Raw genomic sequence first — 22180 nt, 5'->3', positions numbered from 1 at the left:
GTAGTCCCTACTTACACATCGTTCCGATGATGCCGCGCCCGTCCACGCCTCGGCAGCATATCCGCCTTTGCACGGCGAGCGACGGCGTGCGCATCGCGTACGCGACGTGCGGCTCCGGCCCGCCGCTCATCAAGGCGGCGAACTGGCTCAGTCATCTGGAGCTCGATTTCACGAGCCCGGTCTGGAACCATCTGATGCTCGAACTGTGCGGCCGTCACACGCTGATTCGCTACGATCAGCGCGGCTGCGGTCTCTCCGATCGCGACGTCGGCGAAATTTCCTTCGACGCCTGGCTGCGCGATCTCGAAACCGTCGCCGATGCGAGCGGCCTCGAACGCTTTCCGCTGCTGGGAATTTCGCAGGGCGCGTCGATTGCCATCGCGTATGCGGTCGCGCATCCGGAGCGGGTCACGCATCTCGTGCTGCATGGCGGCTACGCGCGCGGCCGTTTGAAACGCTCGTGCGATCCGGCGTTGCACGAGGAAGCCGAAATGCTCGTGAAGCTCGCCGAACTCGGTTGGGGCAAGCAGAATCCGGCGTTTCGCCAGTTCTTCACGACGCAGTTCATTCCCGGCGGCACGCCGGAGCAGCATCACTGGTTCAACGAACTCGAACGTCTGACGACCACGCCGCGCAACGCCGCGCGCATCATGCGCGTGTTCAACGAGATCGACGTGGTGGCGCTGCTGCCGCGCGTGCAATGTCCGACGCTCGTGCTGCACGCGAGCGGCGATGCGCGCGTGCCGTTCGACGAAAGCCGCCTGCTCGCCGGGCAGATTGCCGGCGCGCGCTTCGTGCCGCTCGATAGCGAAAATCACATCACGCTCGAATCCGAGCCTGCGTGGCAACGCTGGCGCGAGGAAGTGCGGGGGTTTCTGCCGTCATCGAACGTGAGCGATCCGGCGTTCTCCGCGCTGACGCCGCGTGAGCGCGATATCGTCGAATTGCTCGCGGGCGGGCGCGACAACGCGCAGATCGCCGCGCGACTCGCGTTGAGCGAGAAGACCGTGCGCAATCACATCACCAGCATTTTCGCGAAGCTCGAAGTCGAAAACCGCGCGCAGGCCATCGTGCTCGCGCGCCGCGCGGGCTTCGACGCGCCCGCCGCCTGAGCGCTTCGGGACCTGCGTCCCCCTTCATTGCCGCCAAATGCCGTGTCCCGGTGCCCAGCCGGGACATGCGCCTCATGTGCGAGAGCGGGCCGTTGCAGAGAATGATTCGCAGAACGGTGACGCGGCGCACGACCCTACGCAGACCTGTTCGACGCAGCGCGCGGATTGCAGGGCGCGCATTCATCAGAGTCATCGACGCAGAGTCGTTCCGGAGTTCGCACATGGAAGCCGTTCAGCACGAGTCTCAATCCAGGAAAATCACCCCGCAGCAACGTTATGCGAAGTGCATCGAAGTGTCCCGCCGCATCCGCTGGGATATCGATCGCGACGTATTGCGCGGCCGTCATTTCGATCCCGCGCACAAGTTCATGCCCGACGGACTATCCGAAGTGCATCGTCTGCCGTTCCTCGACGCGCGCGAGCGCCGTCTGATGTCGCAGGTTCAGGGCCGCACGTACGCCAACATGTTCGGCATGATCGAGCGTTTCGTCGGCGCGAAGATGCTCGAGGTCGGCCGCGATCATGCGCTCGGCGATCAGACCGCGCTCGAAGCGATCGTGCGGTTCACCGACGAAGAGCTGAAGCATCAGGAATTGTTTCGCCGCGTGGAAGCGCTCGCCGCGCAAACGCTGCCGCCGGGCTATCGCTTCATCGCGCAGGCCGACGAGGTTGCCGCGTTCGTGCTCGGCAAATCGACGTGGTCGATTCTCGCGCTGACGTGTTGCGTCGAAATCGTCACGCAGGTGCATTACCGGCAGAGCATGGAAAGCGACGCGAGCTTGTCGCCGCTATTCAAGGACATCTTCCTGTTCCACTGGAAGGAGGAGTCGCAGCACGCGATCATCGACGAACTCGAGTGGATGCGCGAAGACGCGCGGCTCGACGACGACGCGCGCGATGCCGCGATCGGCGATCTGATCGAGCTAGTCGCGGCCATCGACGGGATGATGCAGGCGCAAGCCGCCGCCGACGCGCATTACTTCGTATCGCAACTCGACCGCGCGCTTTCCGCCGACGAAGAGGCGCGCGTGCATGCGGGACTGGTCGATGCGTATCGGTGGCAGTACATCATCTCGGGCGTGGACGAACCGCGCTTCGGCGAAATCCTGATGAGCCTCATCAGCGAGGCGCAGGGCGAACGCATGGGCGCTGCGCTCGCGCCGATCCGACGCCGCGCGCTCGCAAGCGAACTCGATACGCTCGCGTGACGCGTGTCGCATGAAGCGCGAGAAGGCCGGGTGTTCGCGCCCGGCCTTCTCTTTTTTAGAAAGTTATCCGTAAGACAAATGGTTTGCTGCTCTGCAAAACGCTGAATTGCCGTGAAAATCTAGTCGTTACCGATGTACTGAAGCCGTTTTTTTTCGGGCAACATAAGGCAAAGCAGGTAGTCGTCGCTCGCTGTCCCAAACTGATAACTAGATTGGACCATCATGCTCGCCGAACCGTTGCCGCAAACGACAGACATCGAAAAATTCGCGGAAGATCATGAGCGCTTCGCGCGACACACGCCATCCGAAATATCGATCGTTCTGCGAACGCTCGTGCAGCGGGGCGACATGCTCACCGTGACGAGCGGGCGCGGACAGATCGTTACGCAACTGCTGAAAACCGACGCGCGCGAAGCGTGCATCGTGTTCGACTGGGGCGGCGTCGAGGCGGACAATCGTGTGCTGCTCGAAGCGCGGCAGTTGTATTTCAAGGGTGCGCCGGACGGCGTGCGCGTCGAATTCACGACGCTCGCCGCGCGCGCCGTGACCCACGAAGGACGTCAGGCGTTCGAAGTGCCGTTCCCCGAGAAGCTCTATCAGTTCCAGCGTCGCGAATACTTCCGCGTGCCGACGCCGGTTCTCGAACCCTTCTACGCGAAAGGTGCATTCGCCGACGGCGAAGCGTTCCGCCACGAAGTGCACGACCTGTCGCTCGGTGGCATCGCGCTGCGCATGGACACGCCGCGTCTCGCGGAAACGGAGCGCGGCACCGTGTTCCGCGATGTCGTGCTTCATCTCGGTCCGGGCGCGGCCTTGCCCGTCGATCTCGAACTCGTGTCGCCGCGCTCCGTGACGACGCCGCGCGGCGATGTGCGTTACGTCGTCGGCTTTCGCTTCGTGCGGCTTTCGGCCGCCGCGGAGAACGTGCTGCAGCGGCTCATCACGCGCATGGAAGCGAAACGCCGCAGCCTGTCGGCCTGAAGGCGCGGAAAGGGCGCGCAACGCGTGGAGTAAAATGCGTGCCTCTTTCCACTCACGACGACGCATGTTGCGCAAGGCCTGGCGCGGAGAAGAACGCTTCTGGAAAGTCTGGTGGCTGTTGGGCGTGCCGATCCACCTCGCGTGGTGGTTCGTCTATCTCGACCTCTGGACGAGCGGCGTCACTCCCGAAACATTTCTGCTGATCACCGTCTGGTTCTGGCCCGGCATGCTCGGCGTATTCGCCGTGTGCTCGGCGCTGTATCTGCTGTGGTGCACGCTCGCGTGGCGCTGCGCGGGCAATGTCGATCGGCGCGTATGGACGATCGTCGCGCGCGTGCTGATCGGCGTCGGGATCGGCTCGTTTCTCACCGAATGCACGCTGATTCTCACCGCACCGTTCGTCTGATCGGACCGTCATTGCGCGCACGCGCGCCGGCTTAGCGTGCACAATGTCCGGGCTTGCAGCACGCCAACGAACGACGGACAACGACGCGCATGCTCAACGAATTCGCCAAGACGGTCCTTGTGATCGTCGCCGGATTGTTCCCGATCATCAATCCTCCCGCGACGGCGCTCGTCGTGCTGAGCATGCTGCCGCATATCGGCGACGCCGATCGCGCCGAGCTCGCGCGGCGCATCTGCATCAACAGTTTCGTGATCTTGCTCGCGTCGCTTTTGATCGGCGCTTATGTGCTGACGTTTTTCGGGATCTCGATTCCGGTGTTGCGCGTGGCGGGCGGTTTCGTCGTCGCGATGGCGGGCTGGAGCCTGCTTCAGACGCCCGATGACGACGACGGCGCCGAACCCGCGCCCACGCCGCGCGGCGGCGCGTCGCTGCGTGCGAAGGCGTTCTATCCGCTGACGCTGCCGATCACCGTCGGGCCGGGTGCGATCGCGGTCGCCATCGCGCTCGGCACGGGCTCGCCGCGTCATGGGCTGCAGCCGGTGCATCTCGCCGGCGTGGGCGTCGGGCTTGTCGTTCTGTGCGCGAGCATCTATGTGTGCGTGCGATTCGCGGGGCATTTGGAGCGCCTGCTTGGCGCCGTCGGAACGCAGATTGCCATGCGCCTTTTCGCGTTCATCATCTTTTGTATCGGCGTGCAAATTCTCTGGCTCGGTTTGTCGGAACTGATCGCATCGGTTCAGCTCAACGTCAAGTAGAGCGGGAGACGGGGTTTTGATGGCGGATCGCAGGAACTTCGCAGGCACCGTTGGTATGGGCTTTTTGCTGATGATGGTTTTTATGGTTCTTCGCCGGATCCCGTGTTGGTGTCGGTCTATTGGCGTTGCCCCTGTCCTAATGCACCGACACGAAAACGGGATCCGGCGAAAGAAAAGGCCGACACGATCACGGGACCTATCGCAAAAAACATCAAAAAGGCAAGAGATTCCACTTAACAATGGCGCGGACGTCGCGCTCAAATCCGAGCACACTCATCGCGGCGGTATCCATCGCGAGATGCGCCCCAAGAGCCGGCGATCCCGTCGCCCACTGCGCCCCGAACACACGCGAAAAATGCGCGTGCGAAAAAAGTGCGATGTTCATCGCATTCGTCGCGAGCAGCTTGTCGATGAGCGCCTGCGCGCGCCTGCCGACATCCGCGAGATTTTCGCCCTCCGGAATCGGCGATGACCACACCGACCAGTCCGGCGCCTCTTCACGGATTTCCGGCGTGGTGCGGCCTTCGTAGATGCCGTAATTCCACTCGTGAAGCTCGGACTCCACCGTCGCGCGATCGCCCAGACCCGCGAGCCGGCAGGTTTCGATCGCGCGGCCCATCGGGCTCGTCAAAACTAAGTCGAAAGACTGCGACGCGAGCACCGGCGCGAGCGCCCGCGCCTGTCTGCGTCCTTCGTCGGTGAGCGGAATGTCGGTCGTGCCGGTGTGCTGGCCCGACTTGCTCCACTCGGTCTCACCATGCCGGATCAGCCAGATATGCATGCCGCCTTTCATGTTCATGTCGTTCACCCGATGTCTGATGAATGCTCTCGCCGCGCCCCGCGCAACACAGGTTCGGATTCTGCACCGATCGCCGGAGCCGCGCCGCGAAGCTGCCCACTCAGTCCACCTCGCGCGTCGCGAACGCCTTCAGCAGATGATGCGCGATCGCGAAGGGCTTCGGCGCGGAAAGTCCCTGTTCGTGCGTGCCGTCGAGCATCGCGCGGATCTCCTCGCGCGTGAACCAGCGCGCATCTTCGAGCTCGTTCCTGTCGATGGTGATATCGGTCGTGACGGCGCGCGCGAAGCATCCGATCATCAACGATGAAGGAAACGGCCACGGCTGCGACGCGAAATAGCGCACGTCCGTGCAGCGGATGCCCGCTTCCTCCAGCACTTCGCGATACACCGCGTGCTCGAAAGTCTCGCCCGGCTCGACGAAGCCCGCAAGCGACGAATACATCCCCGGCAGAAATTGCGGCTGACGCCCGAGCAGGCAGCGTTCGCCCTCCGTGACGAGCATGATGACCACGGGGTCGACACGCGGAAAATGCTGCGCCTTGCAGTTCGGACAGATGCGCCGCCAGCCCGCGCCCGCCGAATCGGTCGGATGGCCGCAGTTCGCGCAGAAGCGATGCCGGCGATGCCAGTCGAGCATCGATCGCGCTTCGCCGAGCGCGCTGACGAGCGGCGGCGACACGAGACCCTGCATCGCGATGGGGCGCAGTTCGACCGCTTCGACATCGGCGAGGCTCGGCGTTTCTGCATCGAAGGAATGGGCGAACAGCGCGCGGCGGTCGGCGTCGCGGCCGAGAAGAACCGTCTGCGCGGGCGCGCCGAGCGCCGCGATTTCCTGGGCGACGAAAAGCGGATCGTGACCGTTCGCGCGCTTGAACAGCGGCACGTTGTTCACGAACAGCAGAAAGCGCGTGGCGGGATCGTCGCGCAGGCCGGCGACGTAGGTTTCATCGTCGCGCTTCTCCGATACGCGATCGAGCGGATCGAGTGTAAAACCGATGGCATGAGGCGGCGTGGGCATAGTATTTTTCGTGTGTGGCGGCGCGCGGAAGCGGCGCGACGCGTGACGGGAAGATGCAAGGCCAACCGGGAATCGTAACGAACTTGGCGCGTCCTTGCTGGAGGACGCACGGAGACGTCGATGATCACGCTCTATTCGTATCCTCAGTTGTTCGGCCTCGAAGACAACAATCCGTTCGGATTGAAGGTGTTCGCGTTCCTGAAGCTCGCGGCCCTGCCATTCGAGCATCGTCACGTGCTGGACACGAGCGCCGCGCCGCGCGGGCAGTTGCCGTATCTCGTCGACGGCGATGAAACCATCGGCGACAGCGATGCGATCATCGCGCATCTGAAGAGCAAGCACGCAATCGAACTGGACGACGCGCTGGGCGCCGCGCAGCGCGATCTCGATCTGCTGGTCCGCCGCACGCTCGACGATCTTTACTGGGTGATGTCGTACTCGCGCTGGCGCGACGACCGCTACTGGCCGCAGTTTCGCGATGCGCTCCTGACGCAGCATCCGGACATCGGCGCCGACGCGCTCGAAGGCGCGCGCAAATACAACTTCGAACGCTATCGATATCAGGGCATCGGCAGATACGAGCCGGACGCCGTGTATGCACGCGGCATCGCGAGTCTCCAGGCAATAGCGAATCTGCTCGGCGACGGTCCGTTCATGTTCGGCGACGCGCCCGCGAGCATCGATGCCGCGCTGTACGGGTTCGTCGCGAACTTCTGGTTCTACGACATCGATACGCCGCTCAAACGATTCGTCGCCACGCGCGGCAAGCTCGTCGAACATTGCGGCGCGGTGCGCGAACGCATGGGCCAGGGAGCGGTGGCGTGACATTTTCGAAGCGGATCGTCGACAAGGAGACGTCATGGACTGCGCTGAGATCTACACCGACGCCGACGGGCACTCGGCATTCAGGACCATTCGCGTGTTCGAAACCGTCGCCGTGCCGTTCAACGGCATTTCGGTGACGCTATCGCCGCCGCAGCCATGCGAGAGCGTGCTGGTGCATGAGTTCGACGAAGGCTATTTTCTCGATCGTCATAATCCGCCGTCGCGCCAGTATGTCGTCGTCCTCGAAGGCGAGCTTGAAATCGCGGTGCAGGACGGGGACATCGCGCGGCGCTTCGCGGAAGGCTCGGTGTTCGTCGCAGGCGATCTGAAAGGCTCGGGGCATTCGACGCGCGCGCTTCGCTCGGGTCGCGCCCTCGTCATCAACCTGCAAGGATGAAACGATGCTGCTCGATAAAAAACTGGCGGTCGTGACCGGCGCAAGCTCGGGCATCGGGTTCGCCACCGCGCAACGGTTCGTGTCGGAGGGCGCCCGCGTCGTGATCAGCGGACGCAACCAGGAGAAGCTGCGTCAGGCCGCGCAAACGCTCGGCGAGAATGCGCTGTGCGTCGTGGCCGACGCCGCCAGTCCGGCCGACATGCAGCGTCTCTACAAAACCGCAGTCGAGCATTTTCAGCGCGAGATCGACGTTCTGGTCGCCAACGCCGGCATTTCCCGGCAGACGCCCGTGCGCGAAACCTCGCTGGAACAATTCACCGATGTCTTGAACATCAACGTCGGCGGCGTGTATGCGACGGTGCGCGAAGCGCTGCCTTCGCTCGCGCGGCCGGCATCGATCGTTCTCGTGGCATCGCTCGCGGCCAATCAGGGCACGAAAAATTTCTCCGCATATTGCGCGTCGAAGGCGGCTGTCGTTTCTCTGGCCAAAAGCTTCGCCGCCGAATTCGTCGAGCTCGGCATACGCGTCAACAGTATTTCGCCGGGCGTCGCGAACACGCCGATCTTCGACAGCTTGGGCATGTCGGAGACGCAATTGCTGGAGTGGGCGAAAGTCATCCCGATGAAGCGTCCGGCCGACCCCGCCGAGATCGCATCGGCGGTCCTTTTCCTTGCGACGGATGCATCGCAATACATGACCGGCGCCGATCTAGCCGTCGATGGCGGCATGTCGGGGATCAGTCCGTTTTGATCGCCGCCGACGCCAACGGCTCGCTCGGCGGCTCGATGCGCCGCACGCTGACGCTGACGTCCATCCCGGCGAAGTCCTCCGCGGCGCCGAACCACGATCCGGACACCGGCGCCGCCTGTTCGGGCTTGCGCGTGTACGCGACGCGGATCAGATCGGTGCCGCCGACGAGCGAGTTCGTCGGATCGTAGGGCACCCAGCCCGCGCCCGGCAAAAAGACGTGCAGCCACGCGTGCGTCGCGCCCGCGCCGACGACGAGCGGCTCGTCGCGGCTCTCGATCTGTCGCGCGCCCTGCTGCAGCCCCGTGTTGCGGACGGCCGGCGCAGCGGGCGTGTCGAGCGCCTGATCGTACAAATACCCGGACACGAAGCGCGCGGCCAGTCCGAGTCCGCGCACGACTTCCATCATCAGCAGCGCGAAATCGCGACAGGTGCCGCTGCGCCGGTTCAGTGTCTCCGACGGACGCTGCGTGCCCATCGCGTCGCGCGACTGATACTGAAAGTCGCTGCGAATGGCGGCGTTGATGTTCCCCAGAATGTCGCGCGTGTGCGTGACGCCGCGCCGGGGCAGAAACTGCGCGACCCAGTCGCGCAGCATCGGCTGATCGTCGGGATACTGCGGCGGCAGGAAAGACGCCAGATCGAGCCGGTCCTCGTCGGCGTACTGAAACGGATAATTCTCGGCTTCGGGCGCGACCGGCAACTCCAGATTCCTGATGCCGAAATGCTCGATGACGAAACGCGCGCGCAGTTCGAGCGTGTCGGCGGGCACGCGCGGCTCGACGACCGCGACCGAATTGGAAAACACGTCGTGCATCCAGTACTGCGTGCTGTGCGGAGCGGCCGCGAGCGTCGCCGACAGCACGCGGATATCGTGCGCGGCGCGCGGCCGGAACATCACGCGATGCGGCGAGAATTCCACCGGCGTGTTGTAGCGATAGGTCGTGACGTGCTCGACTTCGAGAAAGACGGACATGTGCCACCTCCGGGCCAGCGCTGCACGATCGGGTCGACCCGACAATCATGCCACTGGCGCGCCGCCTTGAACATCAACGCGTCACGAGCACGAACGGAGCGACGCCGCCATACGCCGAACCGCTGCTGAACGATCGCAGGCCGAGATCGACGTCTCTGTATTTTCCGTCCGCGCGCTGCCTCAACTGATTGACGGACCAGACGCCGTCCTGCTCCAGAAGAATGGATTTCGTTTTCGGCTCGTACTGGAGATACGCCATCGACTTCGACGAACTCAGCGCGGTCGTCTTGCTTCTGCTCGTCACGTCGTAGAGGATGACCGAGCTCGGGCTGTTGGCATTGTCATCGGCGAAGAGAATTTGCTGATTGTTGATCGCCGCGATGAACTTCGGATTCTTCTCCGGCAGATCGGTCAGCACGCGCGTGAAGCCGCTCTCCAGGTCCATCTCCGTGAGATTGCCCTGTGCATTCGGCGACGCGAATCCGACGAAATACGCTTTCTTCGCATCCGGCGTGACGGTGAACTCATCGCGCGGCGCCGCCGGCGCCGAACCGGCCGGATAGCCGCCCCTGATGAAGCCGCTCGCCGATTCGATGCGCAGCACCTCCAGCCTCGTTCCCCGCTCGTTCGCGAGCGCGAAGATGTGCTCGCTGTCATTGGCGGCCGTCGCGATCTTGATGACGCTGAATTCTTTCGGCAGCACGAGCTTTCTGACGAGCGTTCCCGAATCCGTATCGACGACGTCGATGATATTTTTGTTCCACAGATAGACCTGATTTCCGGTCAACGCGGGCTGAAAACCATAGCCGGTGAACGTCGTCAACATCGGACCGATGGGCGTGACGCGCACGACCTTGTTGCTCGCGGTGTCGATGGTGGCGAGATCGACGGACGTCGAATTTCGCTCCATCAGCACGTGCAGCCGCTTGCCGTCGGCGCTTGCGAACATCTGATCGACGCGCTGATAGTCGCCGCCCAGCGAAAGATCGATCGACGCCTTCACAGCGCGCGAAGGAAACTCGTAGGCGGTAATCCGCGCCGGCGCCTGCGCACGCGTCAGCGTGTACACCGTCTGAGTGGAAGGCGGCGGCCCATAGTATTTCTGCACCATGTCGATGTCGGTGGCGCTCAGCTTGCCGTCACCGTTCCATTCGGGATTGCAGTAATTCATGATCGAAGCGACATCCCACGCGCCGATCGTCGTGTCGCCGTTCGTGCCCTGCGCGGGCTCGTTGCAGGTCGAAGGCGTGTCGGGCCGGTTCTGCTCGTGCGCGAAGCCCAGCGCGTGACCGAATTCGTGCGCGGCGATGCGGCGTATGCAGTATTCTTCGCGTCCCTGGCAACTTCGACTCCAGTTCCTGAACGTGAAGTTGAGCGCCATTCCGCCGACCGCGTTGTTCAGCATCGCGCCGAGGCCGAAAGTATGCGGCCCGCTCTGCGCGCTGTCATCGACGCTGATTCGGATCTCGAAGTAATTGGGGTCATTCGTGCATTGCTGCCAGCCTGTGAAACGCACGCCCGAATGCTGTTCCCAGGTTTCCTGAACTGCGAGGCGGCTCCAGTTTCGTGCCGACGCGAAGCGCGCGAAATCCGCGTTGTTCATGTCCCAGCACACGCCGATGGGAACGCGACTCCAGATGACGGTCGACAACGCGTAGCCCTTGGTCGTCGATTCGGTCTGTGAAGCCGGCTGTCCTGCGATGCTTTTCGTGCTCTGGCCTGAGACATCGGAGCCGGCGTCGCCGCCGCATGCACTGATCAATACTCCTGATGAAATAGCCAGGACCATCCCTCGTATCCTTCTCATTTTGTTCTCCATGTATAGAGACCACGTCAACGCATGGCGGAAGGAAATCTGTTCTCAGCGTGTCGCGCCGCTGAAATACTTATTAGGATTGTTTCCGAGAGATTCTGCCTTTCAGCAGCAGTACGTCAATAATTAATTTTCCTTATTGCCGGATAGGGAACCCTTACTGGATCAGGAGTCCAGCCGATTCCAAGTTCGCCGCGACGCCAGGCCCTTGCGGCTCAGCGTCCTTTCCACGGCACGAGCCGCTGCTCCAGCGCGCGCATGCCGAAGTCGAAAATCCACGCGATCGCGCCGATCAGCACGATGCCCATCACCACCACGTCGGTGCGCAGAAAGCTCGACGCGTTGAGCACCATCTGACCCAGGCCGGCGGTCGCGGCGACCATTTCGGCGGCGACGAGCGTGGTCCAGCCGAAGCCCACGGCGATGCGCAGGCCCGTCAGTATTTCGGGCAGCGCGGCGGGCAGCACGACGAACCGCACGACTTGCCCGAAGTTCGCGCCGAGCGACCACGCGGCGTTCACCTGCTCGGCAGTCGCGCTCCTGACGCCGGCGCGCGCGGCCATCGCGATCGGCGCGAAGCAGGCGAGCCAGATGACGACGATCTTCGCGGTTTCATCGATACCAAAGTAGATGACGACGAGCGGTAGATACGCGAGCGGCGGCAGCGGCCGATAGAACTCGAGCGGCGGATCGAGCACGCCGCGCGCGATGCGGCTCACGCCCATCAGAATTCCGACCGGCACCGCCGTGACAACCGCGAGCGCGAACGCGCCGAACACGCGGATCGCGCTCCACAAGAGATGCTCCGAGAGCGGCAATCCGCCCTGAAGCCGTCCGTGCAACGCGTCGATGAACGCCTGCCAGACCGCCTCGGGCGAAGGCAGAAAGAGCGGCGGCAGCCAGTGGAAATGCGTGGCCGCCCACCACAATGCCGCGAGCGTCGCGACGCACAGCGCGCTGGGCAGCGCGGTCGGCCCCGCGCCCGGCATTCCGCGATAGCGCGCGCGATGCTTCGTGCGGGTGACGCGTCGCGTGGCTGGCGATGCGCTTGGGGCGTTCGGCAGCGGGACATCGTGAGCGGGCCGGTTCACGCCGCCTCCGTCTCGGTGCGATGCAGGCGGCGCGTCAGCCGCTCCCGCCATTCGATGAACGCGGGCGACGATTTGACGGCACGCGCATCGCGGCTGCGAACGTAGTTCCGTGAGAAGGGCAGTTCGTGCACCTCTTCGATGCGGCCCGGACCTGGCGTCATCAGCACGAGGCGCGTCGCCAGAAAGAGTGCCTCTTCCACGCTGTGCGTGATGAAGAACACCGTCTTTCCGGTGCGCGCCCAAACGTCGAGCACGAGTTCCTGCACGGTTTCGCGCGTGAGGGCGTCGAGCGCGCCCATCGGTTCGTCCATCAGCAATACTTCGGGATCGCTCGCGAGCGCGCGCGCAATTCCGACGCGCTGCTGCATCCCGCCCGACAGCGCGTAGACCTTCGCGTGTTCATGTTGCGCGAGGCCGACGAGCGCGAGCGTGCGACGCGCGATCTCGCGGCGCTCGTCGCGCTTCACGCCGCGAAAACGCAAGCCAAGCGCGACGTTGTCGATGACGTTCAGCCACGGCATCAGCGCATGCTTCTGGAACACGACGCCACGCTCGGCGCCGGGCCCGTCGATCGGTTCGCCATTCAGCGACGCTTCGCCTTCGGTCGGCTCCAGGAAACCCGCGAGACAATTCAGCAGCGTGGTCTTGCCGCATCCCGATGCACCCAGCGCCACGACGAACTCGCCGCTGCCGATCTGCAAGTCGACGCCTTGCAACGCGGGCGTGCTCGCGCCTTCATACGTGACGCCGAGGTTGCGGATGGAAAGCGATGTCATTTCGCGGCCTGCTGCACGAAGCGCGGATCGACGCCCGTGGAGTAATCCGCGAGCACGTTCTGAATCGTGCCCTGCTGTTTGAGGAACTGAGCGGTTGCCGCGAGCGACTTTGCCGCCCCGGATTGCGCTCCGCCGCCGAGCCAGGTCGGCGACGCCTGCTCGCCCGCGCTCGGGAAGGCGTAGAGCGCGAGACTCGCGGGCACGTCGGCGGGATTCGCGCCGGATTCCTGCGCGACGGCCTGCACCTGTTTCGACGCGGCGGTCCAGTCGGCTTTGTGATCGCGGTATTGCGCGTCGGTATCGGCGAGCACTTTGACGAAACCGTTCAGGAACGCCGAATTGTCCTGCGCGAACTTGCGCGACGCGACGAAGCCGTCGAAGGTCGCCTTGCCCGATTCCTTCGCCACTTCGCCCGACGTGATCAGCACTTTGCCGTTCTGCTTGGCTTTGGCGAGCACCGGGTCCCAGATATACGTCGCGTCGATATTGCCGCGTTCCCACGCCGCCGCGACCTCCGGCGGACGCAGATTGACGATCTTCACCGTCGACGGATCGACGCCTGCCTGTTGCAAGGCGACGAGCGCATGAAAATGCGACGTCGACACATACGGCACGCCGAGCGTCTTGCCTTTCAGATCCGCGAGCTTGCTTACGCCCGAGCCGTTGCGCGCGACGAGCGCCTCGGCGTCGTTGATGTTGTCGAGAATCCAGAACAGCGAAAGGTCGACGCCTTGCGACAAGCCCGCCGCGATCGGGCTGGAGCCGGCTTCGCCCAACTGAATGGAGCCCGATGCGAGCGCGCGAATGACATCCGCGCCGCTGCCGAGCTTGCGATACGTGACCTTGTATCCGGTGGCTTTCTCGACGGCGCCGCTCGCCTGCGCATAACGCCAGGGCACGACCATGTCCTGATAGCCGATGACCACTTCGCGCGTTTCGGCGTTTGCGTGAACGGGCGCCATAGCAGCGAGAACGATGGATGCGATGCCGGCGATCAGCGCGCGGCGATGGATCGAAGGTTTCATGGAACGGACGAAATGATGTGGTGAAGCCTTCGACTATAGGCACTTTGCGTGCCGCGGCTACGAAGCAATCGTGCGTAGCAAATGACGCGGCGCGTGCTTCGCATATTCGCCGTGCGCCGTCATAGGGTTATCGGAAGAACTGCGCTCAGGAAGACAGTTTCCCGAGTCTTCAAATGCCAAATGGATAATTCCTTATCGATAGAAATTGGATCGCCGCGGGCGGGCCCGGCGTTAGCATGAGCATCCTCTCCAACCTGTCCTTCGGTTCATTCAAGCGATGTCCAATCTTCCCCGCTTCGGCGTCTGGGCGCTCGTGCATGGCAGTCGCGCGGCGTTGCAGGATCCCGCCGAGCCCTACGATGCCTCGTGGGCGCGCAACAAGGCGCTCGTGCTAGAGGCCGAGCGCCTCGGTTACGACTCCGTGCTCGTCGCCCAGCACACGATCAATCCGCACGATCCTTCGCTCGATCAGCTCGAAGCGTGGACGGCATCGGCGGCATTGGCTGCGCTTACGTCGCGCATCGAGATCATCGCGGCGATCAAGCCTTATCTCTATCATCCGGTCGTGCTCGCGAAGATGGCGCAGCAGATCGAGCACATCAGCGGCGGACGCTTCGCGATCAACCTCGTCAATGCGTGGAATCGTCCGGAGCTGGAGCGCGCGGGCATCGGCTTCGCGGAGCATGACGAGCGCTATGCGTACGGACGCGAGTGGATCTCGGTCGTCGATGCGTTGCTGCGCGGAGAAGCCGTGAAGCATCGCGGCGACAACTTCCGGATCGACGACTATCAGTTACGGCCCGCCGATCCGTTTCGCGCGCGTCCGCGCATCTATGTCGGCGGCGAGTCGGAGCCGGCGCGCTCGCTCGTCGCGGCGCATGGCGATGTGTGGTTCATCAACGGCCAGCCGCACGACGACGTTGCGGCCCTGATCGCCGATGTCTCCGCCCGCGCGCGCCCGGCGGGGCACGAGCCTTTGCGCTTCGGCCTGTCGGCGTTCGTGATCGCGCGCGAGACGCAGGACGAAGCGCAGGCTCATCTCGAACATCTGTTCGCGCTGGCGGAACTCGACAAGCCGCTGCGCGAACGGCAAAAGGCCAATACCGATCCGAACGCGGTGATGCACCAGACCTTCGCGCGATCGGCGCGCGTCGGGTCGAACGGCGGCACGGCCGCGGACCTCGTCGGCGATTACGACACGGTCGCGCGGCGCATCGTCGACTTTCATCGCGCGGGCATCGAACTCTTCATGCTGCAATTCCAGCCCTTCGAGGCCGACATGGCCCGCTTCGCGCACGAAGTCGTGCCGCGCGTGCGACGTCTGCTCGACTAAGAAAGCGCGCCGTCCCGTCCGCCTTCGACAAGGGACGGCGCGCGCGATCAGAAGAACGCGCCCGTGGGCGGCAATTGTCCGGTCAGCAGGTTCTGTCCGAGAAAGCGTTCCTTGTAGACGCGCGGATTGTGCGACGCGATCACCTTGATGTTGCGCCAGTGCCGGTCCAGCGCGCCGACGCGCGACACGACGGAGCCCGAGCCGAGATCGATCAGCCAACTTGCGATCTGCGGGGCGAGATCGTCGATCACGACCTTGGCTTCCGATGCCGCGAGCGTGGCCGCGAGCGTCGCCTCGTATTCGTCGCGTGTGCCGTGTCGATCCCATGCGCGCTGCAACGCGCCGGCCGCGCGATCCGCGATCGCTTCGACGCTCGCCGAATACGCGCGGATACGGCCGAGCAGCGATTGCAGCACGGGTTCATCGACGGGATGCGCGGCTTCACCGTGATAGAAGTTGCGTCCGCGCGCGCGCAGCAAGTCGACGGCGTCCAGCGCCACGCGCCGCACGATGCCCGCGATGCAGTTGGTGAGATAAACCTGATGAAACGTGAAGCCCCAGGGCGCGGCTTCATCGGACTTCGGCGGATCGGGCGGATAAAGCTGCGCGGCTGGAACCGTCACATCGCGAAACCGCGCCGTTCCCGAACCTGTGAGGCGCTGGCCGAAGCCTTGCCAGTCATCGTCGTCGTCGACGCCCGCGCCGCGTTCCAGCACGTACTGCACGGTGCGGCCCGCGCGGCTTTCCACGGCGAGGCCGGTGAACGCGTCGTTATACAGATTACCCGTCGCGTAGATCTTGTCGCCGGAGCCGACGTACACGTCGCGCGACGCATCCCATTCGAGCCGACTGAGGACTTTGGTCGGGCGCGCGCCGGCGGCGACCACGTCGCTGTCGACGAAGCTCAGGCCGATGGTCTTCTTCTGCGCGGTCAGCTCCAGCACGCGCGTATGGAACGGTTGCTCGCGTCTCCGGAGCGCGGCTTCCACTTGCCACAGATGATTGCGAAACGCGTGGGCGATGTTCGAATCCGCCGCGGCGAGATCGCGTGCGACGATGAAAAGCCCGTTCAGCGAAACGCCGCTTCCGCCTGCATCGACGGGAAGACGCAGCGCGCCGAAGCCGAGCGCCTTGAGCTTTGCAATCTCTTCGTGCGGCAGCCGGTGCCCGCGTTCGCGCTCGGCGGCAGTCGCGGCGATGTCACCGATGATCTCCGAAAAGCCGAGCGCGGCGGACAGCGGGGAGACGAGCGTCGGTCCGGCGCTCGTCGGATAGTTGACGTCAGACATTCGTGCGCTCCTCGATTCACACCTTGATGCTGTAATCCGCGACCTTGATGCGCGAGTTGATGATCTTGCGCTCGGCCAGCCAGTCGGCGGCGCGCTGAAATTGCGCGATGAAAGCGGCATCGTCGGGCTCGTGAAACTGATTGACGCGCTTGAGGCTTGCGAGATAGTCGCGCACCTGATCCGGATATTTGCCCTCGCGCTGCACGAGCAATTCGGCTTCGGCGGAATGCGCCGACTGCCACGCGCCTTCCACGTAATACGCATCGATCACCGCGCGGATCAGCTCGGAATTCTCCTCGGTGAACTTGCGGCGCGTGACGAGCGAGCTGTAATCGATCAGAAAATCCAGATCGCGGCCTTCGTTGAAGATGTCTTTCGCGTCGTTAGAGAAGCGCGAGATGTCGACGCCGGGCGACCACATCGACCAAGCGTCGACTTTGCCTTGCGCGAAGGCGGGCGCCGCGTCGGGCGGATTCAGATAGACGAACTGGACCTTGTCGCGATCGACGCGATGCTTCTCCAGCGCGGCGATCAACAGGAATTCGCCAAGCCCCGACCGGTTGACGGCGACCTTGCGGCCTGCGAGATCGGCGACGGATTCGATGCCGCTCGACTTCTTCGCGATGATGGCCGTCGAGCGCGGCGAATAGATGTCGAACGCGGTGAAGACGATCGGCGAGCCGGCGAGCATCGCGGCGAGTGCGGGAGTCGTCGATCCCCAGAATCCGAAGTCGGCGCTGCCGCCGACCACGGCCTGTATCGAAGGCGCATGGTTCGGGAAAGGGCCGACCCATTCGACCTTGATGCCTTTCGCGGCGAGCGTCTTCTCGAACACGCCGCGCTGCTTCGCGATGTCGGGCAGGCTGCCGTAACCCCAGCCGATGCGGACCGTATCGGTGTTGCGCGTCAGCTTGCGCGGCTCGGCCGCGCGTGCCGGGAACAATCCGCCGGTCGCGGCGCCGGCCAGGAGGCCTCCCGCCGCGCGCAGCAACCGGCGGCGGCTCAGCGATGAGTCGTTCATGCTCGTCCTTCTTGTCTTATGGAAAAGTGATCAGTGAGACCGGACGCCGAGTTCCGCGAGCAGGGCGGGGCGCAGTGCCTGCGGCGCGTGTTCGCCGGGTTCGAATGACGCCGCGATGCGTCCGGCGCGCATGACGAGAATCCTGTCGGCGAGCGTGAGCGCTTCGTCGACGTCATGCGTGACGATCAGCACGCCTGGCCGATGCAGCGCGACGAGTTCCTTGACGAGACCGTGCATGCGGATGCGCGTGAGCGCATCGAGCGCGGCGAACGGCTCGTCGAGCAGCAGCAGCGCGGGATCGTGGATGAGCGCCCGCGCCAGCGCCACGCGCTGCGCCTGACCGCCCGACAGATTGCGCGGCCAGTCGTCCTCGCGGCCGGCGAGTCCGACTTCGGCCAGCGCGCGCGCCGCGCCCGTCCGGCCGATCGTATTCTCGTAGCCGAGCGCGACGTTCTGCCATAACGTCGACCAAGGCAGCAGGCGATGCTCCTGAAACACGACGGACGGACGTTCCGGCGCGCGGATCGACCCGGCGTCGGGGGAATCGAGCCCCGCGAGCGCGCGTAGCAGCGTTGTCTTGCCGCATCCGCTTTCGCCGAGCAGCGCGACGAATTCGCCTTTGCGAATATCGAGGTCCAGTGCATCGATGACGACGCGGCTGCCATAGCGTCTTTGCAGTCCGCGCACGGACACCGCCAGCGCCGGCGAACCGACGCGCGCGTCGCGGCGCGTAACGATGGCCGTCATGTGCGCGCCCCTTTTGCGTAGTTCGCGTGCCACGAGAGATAGCGGGCTTCGAGCAGGCGCACGAGCGCATCCGCGACGACGCCGATGATCGCGTAGATGATGATGGTGAGCAGAATGACGTTGGTGTTCAGGAATTCGCGGGCGTCCATCGCGAGGAACCCGATGCCTTTCGTCGTGGCCAGCGTCTCGGCGATGACGAGCGCGAGCCACGCGTGGGCGAGCGCGTAACGCACGCCGGTGAGGATCGACGGCATCGCGCCGGGAAGGATGATTCGTCGCACGATCGCCGTTCGGTTCAGGCCGATCACGCGGGCGAGTTCCATCAGTTTCGAATCGATCTGGCGAATGCCGAGCATCGTGTTGATGTAGATCGGGAAGAGCACCGCGAGCGCGACCATAAAGATCTTGGCGATTTCGCCGACGCCGAACCAGACGATGACGAGCGGCAGCATCGCCAGGAAAGGAATGGCGCGCATCATCTGGATCGAGCGGTCGAGGAGCGCCTGCGCGAGCGGCGAGAATCCGACGGCGATGCCGAGCGCGAGCCCGATCGTTCCGCCGATGACGAAGCCTCCCGCGGCGCGCAGCAGCGACACGCCCAGGTGCACGAAGAGTTCGCCGTTTTGCGCCATGTGGACGGCCGTTTCGAAGACGCTGCTCGGTGCCGGGAGGACCTGCGGCGCGATCAGTCCGAGGCGCGCCGCGATTTCCCATAGCAGCACCACGATTGCGGGGATGGTCCAGGAGAGCCATCGGTAGAGCACGTCTTTGGAAATCAGCGCGCGAGACGCGTGTCCCGAGCGATAGGTGTCGCGCGTGGATGTCAGGTCAGCCATCTTGTCGGCTCGTCGTGAATTCGAGCCTGTAATTAGAAAGCTTCGGAATGCACGCAACAAACGTTTTATTGTGCTTTGCTTTTCACGCTTCACCGCGTTAGGGCATACGCATTGCCTACTACGAGAGACGCGCTTGCAAACCTCTTTCGCTTATGCCCGCCGCATGAATCAATATGACCTCGTCAGCGCCATTCAATGTCTGCAACAAGAGCTCGACACGTCGCTTTTGAGCGACAAACAGTGCGCGGTTCGGATTTACACGCTGATTAAACAGATCGAAGCCGCCTCGATAATGGACGATCGCCTGAAACACGATCTGATGATGGTCGAATCTCTTCTGGTATTGAAACGGCGGCAGCAAGCACTCGATCGGCTCAAGAGCGCGGTGGTAGCCACGTATCTGCGCGCATGATCGGAATTGTCTAGTGGTCCGTGGCGGGGGGAGGCGTCTACAGTGTGGCTTCCCACAACGTCCGATGGAGAGTGACCATGGAATCCAGAATGAACGTCTCGGTCAATGACCACGGTCATGCAGTCATCACGTATTCGATGCCGCTGAGCGACTACTGCGCTCAACGAGCAAAAACGCTGCGCGCAATGGTGCAAGTCGTCAGCCATGCAAAAGAAACCGAGGACAGCGCCGCGCTCGTCAAGCCGCTCATGGAACTGATCCGCATGCACGTCGACGAAATCGAGCCGCTATTCAAGTCGCTCGATCAGCGCGCATACGAAAAGGGATTCGAAGACGGGCGAGACGTCGGATTCCCGAAGAGCAAGAATCCGCACGAAATCGCCAGAGTACCGGCGGATAACGTCGCCGCAGTCAGACCCGCACGGTCAACTGCGTGACGCTCATGCTTTCGCCGCAATAGTCGGGCGCGGCATCGGAAGAAACGGCGGCGTCGCGATAAGCGGCGATGCGCGCCGAGACGATCCCTGTCGCGCCGGAAAGCACGCGCTCGCATACGCGTTCGAACTCGCCCGCGCCCTCGCGCATGCTCACGAGGCCCGCCGCGCCTGCGCGCTGCGTCTCGGCGAGCGCGTGGGCGTTGGTTCCGTCGGTGAAAACGACGACCGGCGTATCCGGACACGCCGCGCGCATCGCCCGCAAAAACGCGAAGTCGTCAGCCGGCGAGCCTTCCATGCCGCAACTCAGCACGATTACGTCGTAGCTCGTCGTCTTCAGCCTCGCGAGCAATTTATCGGCGTTCCTGACGCAAGCCGACACCCGAAACCGGTCATTCGACTCGAACCAGCTTTGCAGCCCATATAAAACGACGGGGCGATCGTCGGCAAAGACGATCTCGATTTTGCTTTTGCGCTTCATTCTTTTAGACCGGCCTCGACGGACAATGCACACGATGTCCGGGTTGGAATTTCTTCGAGCGCGCACGTTAGCAAATCGGCAGCGTTCACGCTGCGGCGCACAACAAAATTTCTCGATTCATGGTCGATCCGTAGCGCTGCCGTTCGTCGTGGAAGTAGCCGGCGCTGCAAATGTCGCGATCGCTGCGCCGCGTCCGCAATCCGCTCGACTATCTGGAGACAGCCCGATGAGCCTGCAACTCTATGCACATCCGTTTTCGTCTTACTGTCAGAAAGTTCTGGTGGCGCTGTACGAGAACGGCACGCCGTTCGAATGGCGCGCGCTGACACCCGAAACGCCGCATCCAATGGCCGAACTCGCCGAAATCTGGCCGATGAAGCGCTTTCCCGTGCTCGTCGACGACGGCAGCCCGGTGATCGAATCGACGGTCATCATCGAATATCTCGGGCTGTATCACGCCGGCCCGGTGCGCCTCGTTCCCGACGATCCGCGCGCCGCGCTCGAAACGCGCTGGATGGATCGTTTCTTCGACAACTACGTGTCCACGCCGCAGCAGAAGATCGTTTTCGACGCGATGCGCGATCCGCACGAGCGCGACGCGCGCGGCGTCGCCGATGCCCGCGCGATGCTCGACACGTCGTACGCGTTTCTCGATCGCAAGATGTCCGCGCGCGAATGGGCGGCGGGCGACGCGTTCAGCCTCGCGGATTGCGGCGCCGCGCCGTTCCTGTTCTATGCGGACTGGTGTCATCGCATCGCGGAGCGGTATTCCAACGTGATCGCGTATCGCAAGCGGCTGCTCGCGCGGCCGTCGTTCGCGCGCGCCGTCGACGAAGCGCGGCCTTACCGGTCGCTGTTTCCGCTCGGCGCGCCGGACCGCGACTGAATCGCCCATTCTGAAAGGAGATCGGATATGAGCACGACCACGAAGTACATTCCCGCCGATGAACTCGCGCAGCGCGCGACGATGAGATTTCCCAACGAAAGCGCCGAATATCGCCGGGCGCGCACCGCGTTGCTGGCCGAGGAAATCGACTTGCGCCGGCATATCGAGCGCGTCGCGCAGATGCGTCGCGCGTTGCCGCCCGGCGGCGAAGTGACGGGCGATTATCGATTCGACGGCGAGCGTGGCGCGGTTGATTTCGCCGGGCTCTTCGGCGACAAGGACACGCTCGTCACGTATAGCTACATGTTCGGGCCGCAGCGCGAGCGGCCGTGTCCGATGTGCACGTCGCTCTTGTCGGCGTGGGACGGCGAGGCGCGCGATATCGAGCAGCGCGTGGCGCTCGCGGTGATCGCGCGTTCGCCGCTCGCGAAACTCGTCGCGTTCAAGAAGGAGCGCGGCTGGCGCGACCTGCGGCTTTTCTCCGATACGAACGGCAATTTCAGCCGCGACTATCACGCGATATCGAAGGAAGGCGGCGACGATCCCGCGCTCAACGTCTTCACGCGGCGTGACGGCGTGATCCGTCATTTCTGGAGCGGCGAGATGGATTTTTCGACCGCCGATCCGAACGAGGATCCGCGCGGCGCGCCCGATCTGATGCCGCTCTGGACCGTGCTCGACATGACGCCCGAGGGACGCGGGACGAACTGGTATCCGAAGCTGGATTACGGGCCGCGTGACTGAGCCGGTCGCTGCCGGAGGAAATCGACGAGGACGGATACAATGCCGCGGCGCGCTTTCCAACGCGCTT

Annotated in this window: 25 protein-coding genes; 13 read left to right on the top strand and 12 right to left on the bottom strand. The window is 63.8% G+C overall.

Annotation, left to right across the window (positions count from 1 at the left end; genetic code table 11):
* Window positions 1-26 precede the first annotated feature (26 nt).
* The 5 genes from NCS02_RS22640 (at window position 27) to NCS02_RS22620 (ending at window position 4462) form a co-directional block, all read left to right on the top strand.
* Window positions 27-1112 (top strand): alpha/beta fold hydrolase, encoded by a 1086-nt coding sequence (locus NCS02_RS22640; RefSeq protein ID WP_033536494.1) that lies wholly within the window; start codon window positions 27-29, stop codon window positions 1110-1112.
* A 221-nt stretch (window positions 1113-1333) separates the two neighbouring features.
* A complete protein-coding gene (locus NCS02_RS22635; protein WP_175982634.1) occupies window positions 1334-2320 on the top strand; it encodes a hypothetical protein in 987 nt (328 codons plus the stop codon).
* 222 nt (window positions 2321-2542) lie between these two features.
* Complete coding sequence (locus NCS02_RS22630) at window positions 2543-3301, top strand: flagellar brake protein (RefSeq protein WP_250441250.1); 759 nt, start codon at window positions 2543-2545, stop codon at window positions 3299-3301.
* 64 nt (window positions 3302-3365) lie between these two features.
* On the top strand, window positions 3366-3707 hold the full coding sequence (locus NCS02_RS22625; protein WP_008349022.1) for a hypothetical protein: 342 nt from the start codon (window positions 3366-3368) through the stop codon (window positions 3705-3707).
* Window positions 3708-3796: 89 nt separating this feature from the next.
* Complete coding sequence (locus NCS02_RS22620; protein ID WP_008349021.1) at window positions 3797-4462, top strand: MarC family protein; 666 nt, start codon at window positions 3797-3799, stop codon at window positions 4460-4462.
* 211 nt (window positions 4463-4673) lie between these two features.
* On the opposite strand, the gene NCS02_RS22615 is transcribed toward NCS02_RS22620, so the two are convergent.
* Window positions 4674-5261 carry a histidine phosphatase family protein gene (locus NCS02_RS22615; RefSeq protein WP_033536518.1) on the bottom strand — a complete coding sequence of 196 codons (588 nt, stop codon included), beginning with the start codon at window positions 5259-5261 and terminating at the stop codon, window positions 4674-4676.
* 100 nt (window positions 5262-5361) lie between these two features.
* Entirely contained in the window at window positions 5362-6279 is a 918-nt protein-coding gene (gene nudC, locus NCS02_RS22610; RefSeq protein WP_250503383.1) for an NAD(+) diphosphatase, read from the bottom strand.
* A 120-nt stretch (window positions 6280-6399) separates the two neighbouring features.
* On the opposite strand from nudC, the gene NCS02_RS22605 reads away from it, so the two are divergent.
* From NCS02_RS22605 to NCS02_RS22595, 3 genes are read left to right on the top strand one after another with little or no spacing between them, the layout of a single operon-like run.
* On the top strand, window positions 6400-7104 hold the full coding sequence (locus NCS02_RS22605) for a glutathione S-transferase family protein (RefSeq protein ID WP_250523298.1): 705 nt from the start codon (window positions 6400-6402) through the stop codon (window positions 7102-7104).
* A gap of 34 nt (window positions 7105-7138) precedes the next feature.
* Window positions 7139-7501, top strand: a complete 363-nt coding sequence (locus tag NCS02_RS22600) for a cupin domain-containing protein (RefSeq protein ID WP_008349017.1) — start codon at window positions 7139-7141, stop codon at window positions 7499-7501.
* A gap of 4 nt (window positions 7502-7505) precedes the next feature.
* The gene (locus NCS02_RS22595; RefSeq protein ID WP_250503382.1) at window positions 7506-8252 is read left to right on the top strand and encodes an SDR family NAD(P)-dependent oxidoreductase; all 747 of its coding nucleotides are present in this window, start codon (window positions 7506-7508) and stop codon (window positions 8250-8252) included.
* Here NCS02_RS22595 and NCS02_RS22590 read toward each other — a convergent pair.
* The 5 genes from NCS02_RS22590 to tauA all read right to left on the bottom strand — a co-directional run bounded on the left by NCS02_RS22590 (window position 8239) and on the right by tauA (window position 13867).
* Window positions 8239-9225, bottom strand: a complete 987-nt coding sequence (locus tag NCS02_RS22590; RefSeq protein WP_008349015.1) for a transglutaminase family protein — start codon at window positions 9223-9225, stop codon at window positions 8239-8241. The genes NCS02_RS22595 and NCS02_RS22590 overlap by 14 nt on opposite strands.
* A 73-nt stretch (window positions 9226-9298) precedes the next feature.
* Complete coding sequence (locus NCS02_RS22585; RefSeq protein ID WP_250523297.1) at window positions 9299-10987, bottom strand: ATPase; 1689 nt, start codon at window positions 10985-10987, stop codon at window positions 9299-9301.
* 266 nt (window positions 10988-11253) lie between these two features.
* Window positions 11254-12129: an ABC transporter permease subunit gene (locus tag NCS02_RS22580; protein ID WP_175982627.1), complete on the bottom strand. Its 876-nt coding sequence runs from the start codon at window positions 12127-12129 to the stop codon at window positions 11254-11256.
* Complete coding sequence (locus NCS02_RS22575; protein WP_250503380.1) at window positions 12126-12905, bottom strand: taurine ABC transporter ATP-binding protein; 780 nt, start codon at window positions 12903-12905, stop codon at window positions 12126-12128. Before NCS02_RS22575 ends, NCS02_RS22580 begins: the two co-directional genes overlap by 4 nt.
* A complete protein-coding gene (gene tauA / locus NCS02_RS22570; RefSeq protein WP_372492545.1) occupies window positions 12902-13867 on the bottom strand; it encodes a taurine ABC transporter substrate-binding protein in 966 nt (321 codons plus the stop codon). Before tauA ends, NCS02_RS22575 begins: the two co-directional genes overlap by 4 nt.
* A gap of 340 nt (window positions 13868-14207) precedes the next feature.
* Between tauA and NCS02_RS22565 the strand changes: the two genes are divergently transcribed.
* The gene (locus NCS02_RS22565) at window positions 14208-15263 is read left to right on the top strand and encodes an LLM class flavin-dependent oxidoreductase (protein ID WP_008349006.1); all 1056 of its coding nucleotides are present in this window, start codon (window positions 14208-14210) and stop codon (window positions 15261-15263) included.
* A 47-nt stretch (window positions 15264-15310) separates the two neighbouring features.
* On the opposite strand, the gene NCS02_RS22560 is transcribed toward NCS02_RS22565, so the two are convergent.
* From NCS02_RS22560 to NCS02_RS22545, 4 genes are read right to left on the bottom strand one after another with little or no spacing between them, the layout of a single operon-like run.
* Window positions 15311-16552, bottom strand: a complete 1242-nt coding sequence (locus NCS02_RS22560) for an acyl-CoA dehydrogenase family protein (protein ID WP_250503379.1) — start codon at window positions 16550-16552, stop codon at window positions 15311-15313.
* Window positions 16553-16568: 16 nt separating this feature from the next.
* Window positions 16569-17573, bottom strand: a complete 1005-nt coding sequence (locus NCS02_RS22555) for an NrtA/SsuA/CpmA family ABC transporter substrate-binding protein (RefSeq protein ID WP_033536495.1) — start codon at window positions 17571-17573, stop codon at window positions 16569-16571.
* 30 nt (window positions 17574-17603) lie between these two features.
* Window positions 17604-18320 (bottom strand): ABC transporter ATP-binding protein, encoded by a 717-nt coding sequence (locus NCS02_RS22550; RefSeq protein WP_008349001.1) that lies wholly within the window; start codon window positions 18318-18320, stop codon window positions 17604-17606.
* Window positions 18317-19156, bottom strand: coding sequence for an ABC transporter permease subunit (locus NCS02_RS22545; protein ID WP_250523296.1), 840 nt, complete (start codon window positions 19154-19156; stop codon window positions 18317-18319). The genes NCS02_RS22550 and NCS02_RS22545 overlap by 4 nt, the downstream gene beginning before the upstream one ends.
* Window positions 19157-19289: 133 nt before the next feature.
* Between NCS02_RS22545 and NCS02_RS22540 the strand changes: the two genes are divergently transcribed.
* A complete protein-coding gene (locus NCS02_RS22540; protein WP_175982621.1) occupies window positions 19290-19568 on the top strand; it encodes a hypothetical protein in 279 nt (92 codons plus the stop codon).
* A 77-nt stretch (window positions 19569-19645) separates the two neighbouring features.
* The gene (locus tag NCS02_RS22535; RefSeq protein WP_250503378.1) at window positions 19646-20005 is read left to right on the top strand and encodes a hypothetical protein; all 360 of its coding nucleotides are present in this window, start codon (window positions 19646-19648) and stop codon (window positions 20003-20005) included.
* Here the strand turns inward: NCS02_RS22535 and NCS02_RS22530 are convergent.
* The gene (locus NCS02_RS22530; protein WP_250503377.1) at window positions 19980-20483 is read right to left on the bottom strand and encodes a response regulator; all 504 of its coding nucleotides are present in this window, start codon (window positions 20481-20483) and stop codon (window positions 19980-19982) included. The two genes, NCS02_RS22535 and NCS02_RS22530, sit on opposite strands and share 26 nt — an antisense overlap.
* 226 nt (window positions 20484-20709) lie before the next feature.
* Here NCS02_RS22530 and NCS02_RS22525 point away from each other — a divergent pair, with 226 nt between their 5' ends.
* On the top strand, window positions 20710-21369 hold the full coding sequence (locus NCS02_RS22525) for a glutathione S-transferase family protein (RefSeq protein ID WP_250503376.1): 660 nt from the start codon (window positions 20710-20712) through the stop codon (window positions 21367-21369).
* 27 nt (window positions 21370-21396) lie between these two features.
* Entirely contained in the window at window positions 21397-22113 is a 717-nt protein-coding gene (locus NCS02_RS22520; RefSeq protein ID WP_250503375.1) for a DUF899 family protein, read from the top strand.
* The last annotated feature ends 67 nt before the right edge of the window (window positions 22114-22180 follow it).

It is taken from the genome of Caballeronia sp. NCF2, from assembly GCF_023631205.1.
Classification (GTDB): Bacteria; Pseudomonadota; Gammaproteobacteria; order Burkholderiales; family Burkholderiaceae; genus Caballeronia; species Caballeronia zhejiangensis.
Note: the sequence above shows the minus strand (reverse complement) of the source record. Positions and strands in the feature narration are given on the sequence as shown.

What these genes read in the sequence shown, in the direction of transcription:
- NCS02_RS22640 (WP_033536494.1), top strand. Translation starts at nt 27, where the DNA reads ATGATGCCGCGCCCGTCCACGCCTCGGCAGCATATCCGCCTTTGCACG.
- NCS02_RS22635 (WP_175982634.1), top strand. Translation starts at nt 1,334, where the DNA reads ATGGAAGCCGTTCAGCACGAGTCTCAATCCAGGAAAATCACCCCGCAG.
- NCS02_RS22630 (WP_250441250.1), top strand. Translation starts at nt 2,543, where the DNA reads ATGCTCGCCGAACCGTTGCCGCAAACGACAGACATCGAAAAATTCGCG.
- NCS02_RS22625 (WP_008349022.1), top strand. Translation starts at nt 3,366, where the DNA reads ATGTTGCGCAAGGCCTGGCGCGGAGAAGAACGCTTCTGGAAAGTCTGG.
- NCS02_RS22620 (WP_008349021.1), top strand. Translation starts at nt 3,797, where the DNA reads ATGCTCAACGAATTCGCCAAGACGGTCCTTGTGATCGTCGCCGGATTG.
- NCS02_RS22615 (WP_033536518.1), bottom strand. Translation starts at nt 5,261, where the DNA reads ATGAACATGAAAGGCGGCATGCATATCTGGCTGATCCGGCATGGTGAG.
- nudC (WP_250503383.1), bottom strand. Translation starts at nt 6,279, where the DNA reads ATGCCCACGCCGCCTCATGCCATCGGTTTTACACTCGATCCGCTCGAT.
- NCS02_RS22605 (WP_250523298.1), top strand. Translation starts at nt 6,400, where the DNA reads ATGATCACGCTCTATTCGTATCCTCAGTTGTTCGGCCTCGAAGACAAC.
- NCS02_RS22600 (WP_008349017.1), top strand. Translation starts at nt 7,139, where the DNA reads ATGGACTGCGCTGAGATCTACACCGACGCCGACGGGCACTCGGCATTC.
- NCS02_RS22595 (WP_250503382.1), top strand. Translation starts at nt 7,506, where the DNA reads ATGCTGCTCGATAAAAAACTGGCGGTCGTGACCGGCGCAAGCTCGGGC.
- NCS02_RS22590 (WP_008349015.1), bottom strand. Translation starts at nt 9,225, where the DNA reads ATGTCCGTCTTTCTCGAAGTCGAGCACGTCACGACCTATCGCTACAAC.
- NCS02_RS22575 (WP_250503380.1), bottom strand. Translation starts at nt 12,905, where the DNA reads ATGACATCGCTTTCCATCCGCAACCTCGGCGTCACGTATGAAGGCGCG.
- tauA (WP_372492545.1), bottom strand. Translation starts at nt 13,867, where the DNA reads ATGGCGCCCGTTCACGCAAACGCCGAAACGCGCGAAGTGGTCATCGGC.
- NCS02_RS22565 (WP_008349006.1), top strand. Translation starts at nt 14,208, where the DNA reads ATGTCCAATCTTCCCCGCTTCGGCGTCTGGGCGCTCGTGCATGGCAGT.
- NCS02_RS22560 (WP_250503379.1), bottom strand. Translation starts at nt 16,552, where the DNA reads ATGTCTGACGTCAACTATCCGACGAGCGCCGGACCGACGCTCGTCTCC.
- NCS02_RS22555 (WP_033536495.1), bottom strand. Translation starts at nt 17,573, where the DNA reads ATGAACGACTCATCGCTGAGCCGCCGCCGGTTGCTGCGCGCGGCGGGA.
- NCS02_RS22550 (WP_008349001.1), bottom strand. Translation starts at nt 18,320, where the DNA reads ATGACGGCCATCGTTACGCGCCGCGACGCGCGCGTCGGTTCGCCGGCG.
- NCS02_RS22545 (WP_250523296.1), bottom strand. Translation starts at nt 19,156, where the DNA reads ATGGCTGACCTGACATCCACGCGCGACACCTATCGCTCGGGACACGCG.
- NCS02_RS22535 (WP_250503378.1), top strand. Translation starts at nt 19,646, where the DNA reads ATGGAATCCAGAATGAACGTCTCGGTCAATGACCACGGTCATGCAGTC.
- NCS02_RS22530 (WP_250503377.1), bottom strand. Translation starts at nt 20,483, where the DNA reads ATGAAGCGCAAAAGCAAAATCGAGATCGTCTTTGCCGACGATCGCCCC.
- NCS02_RS22525 (WP_250503376.1), top strand. Translation starts at nt 20,710, where the DNA reads ATGAGCCTGCAACTCTATGCACATCCGTTTTCGTCTTACTGTCAGAAA.
- NCS02_RS22520 (WP_250503375.1), top strand. Translation starts at nt 21,397, where the DNA reads ATGAGCACGACCACGAAGTACATTCCCGCCGATGAACTCGCGCAGCGC.